Origin of the sequence: Paenibacillus sp. OT2-17 (assembly GCF_009827695.1) — a bacterium.
Lineage (GTDB): Bacteria > Bacillota > Bacilli > Paenibacillales > Paenibacillaceae > Paenibacillus > Paenibacillus polymyxa_B.
In genome coordinates this window covers 1-2,305 of sequence record NZ_WUDQ01000573.1, presented here as the reverse complement: position 1 = coordinate 2,305, position 2,305 = coordinate 1, and the positions used below count along the sequence as shown (strand labels likewise).

At 43.0% G+C, this 2,305-nt stretch carries 2 protein-coding genes; one reads left to right on the top strand and one right to left on the bottom strand.

The features are described from left to right. Window positions 1-131: 131 nt before the first annotated feature. Complete coding sequence (locus tag GRP75_RS24705; RefSeq protein WP_023988794.1) at window positions 132-794, top strand: nitroreductase family protein; 663 nt, start codon at window positions 132-134, stop codon at window positions 792-794. Window positions 795-1,519: 725 nt separating this feature from the next. On the opposite strand, the gene GRP75_RS24700 is transcribed toward GRP75_RS24705, so the two are convergent. Continuing rightward, entirely contained in the window at window positions 1,520-2,095 is a 576-nt protein-coding gene (locus GRP75_RS24700; protein WP_068939620.1) for a TetR/AcrR family transcriptional regulator, read from the bottom strand. Window positions 2,096-2,305: the final 210 nt, after the last annotated feature.

The following is a 2,305-nucleotide window of genomic DNA, read 5'->3' as shown; positions in this document are numbered from 1 at the left end:
TATAGTTATAGATGATTGCGTACCATTCGGTTGGTATTATAACATATAAATACAACAAGTGTTGTTCAAACTACTAATGTTGTATTGAAACAAAATGCAGAATGCTGCTTTTCCAAAAGGAGGAGAGAACCATGTCGGTTTCACAACCGTCACTAACGATGGAGCACCAACTTTTTTTTGATGTTATTGGAGAACGCCGGTCAGTTCGTAGCTATGATCCCGAGATCAAGATTTCGCGGGAGGAATTGACCGAAATATTGCGGCAAGCCACGCTCGCTCCTTCAGCCGCTAACCTGCAGCCGTGGCGTTTTCTAGTTATCGACTCGCCGGAGCTGAAGCAGAAGCTGCTTCCGATCGCATTCACTCAACAGCAAGTGGTCGAGGCTTCGGCTGTCATTGCGCTACTCGGAGATTTGGAGTGTTATAAATCGGCCGAGAAAATCTACGGAATGGCGGTCGATGCGGGTTACATGCCTGCAGAGACGGCTAAATCGTTCGTGGAACGCTATACCGGGATGTATTCGAGCATGCCGCCCGAGGCCATCCGCGAAAAAGTTTATACCGACGGCGGGCTAGTATCGATGCAACTCATGCTTGTCGCCCGCGCTAAAGGCTACGACACGGTATCGATGGGCGGCTACAACAAACAAAAGTTCATGGAAGCGTTCCGGATATCAGAACGCTACGTTCCGATTATGCTGATCGCCATCGGCAAGGCGGCGAAGCCCGGTCATCCGACGGTGAGGCTGGCAGTTGATGATGTAGCTTTCTTTAACGAAATGCCTAGAGAATAACAAAATGAAAAAGACTTGGCGCCCGCATAATCAACGGCCAGCAGAGACTTGAGGGATACCATCGTTAATTTCAATTCTTGTTTTGCTCGATTGCTCGGGACGGTAGTACAAAAAGATACCAGCTTGAAGCGCTCGCAAAGATTGAACAGCAGATGCTAATGTTGTAATCGTTCCTTTCGAATAACAACGAAGTTATTGGTGGTATTCAGCTTACAATTAATTATTCCGAGGTTTTCGAGATTAGGTACAACATGAGGTTAAATTGAGGGTGTTCGTGTAGACAGGATTATTATGGCAAAGGAATTGGAGAGTCCCCATTTTGTTATACTATTAATGAGGCTAAAACAATGGGTTACGAAATAATCTAACTGACAACCATACACACCGTAAAGATGCTACAGATTCAATAAACGACTTGGATTTGTTGCTAGTCAAGATAGTATGAAATTCACTCAGTAATTAGTCCATACAACTAACGCGAAACGTTAGTTGTACAACAGTATGGAGCAGTTTTGCCAGTTGGCAGCTGCTCCATTTTTATTAAGCTAACCAGGTTAGCGCAGCCGGCCAAACGATCGGCTGATCTTTTCATTACGCTTATGGGCAGGTTAGTGGAATTAATGTAAAGAAGGGAACACTTCATAACCGTGGCCTAGAATTGCCGAACCCCATTAGGTAGCGTTTGCGTAAAAGCGAAAGGATAAAGTTCTGAGATACATTCAATGCTACTTCGGATAAACTTGATTCTTTTCAAATAAATTCCTAACCTGATCGGCCATAAATTGTGTGGAATGCGGCATTTGATGACGTACCCACCACTCCACAATGCCAATAAAAGCAGAGGCCATGAATTGGGCTTTTAACTCATTGTCGATAACGGGCTTATTGTCAGTACTTTCCATTTTATTCATAAGATTGACTGAGATGAAATTCAGCAATCGGTCCCGGAATAGAAAGGCTCTTTGATTGGAAAACATAGCAGAGAAAAACTGGAAATTGTCACGCAAATAATCAAAAACCGGTTTGGGCTCTTGTACCATTCCTTGGCTAAGCGGATTGGCCTCCCGTTTCTTGCACAACGAAATCAATTCGTTGATGTGATCTTCAATGCATTTATCCAAAAGGTCGTATTTGTCACTGTAATGCAGATAAACGGTGCCGCGGTTAACATTGGCACGCTCCGCTATCTCGTTAATAGTGATTTGTTCAAAATCTTTTTCCGAAAAAAGCTCCAGAAACGACTTCGTTATGGACTGCTTGGTTCGGAGAATGCGTCGGTCGGTTTTAACAGCGTTTTCCATTCCTTTCGTTACCTCCTTCAGTTAATCAACAATTCTTAGGGTGTTGTTGTATATAAAACAAATACGCATCCATTAACCATTGAGTAATCGGGGCTTCTGTCTATAATATTAATCAACGACCGTTAAATATTCAACACACGTCACCAAGAAAAATTTTGGGTAAAGGAGCATTTAACAATGGAAAATATACGAGATAAAGTGGTGATTATA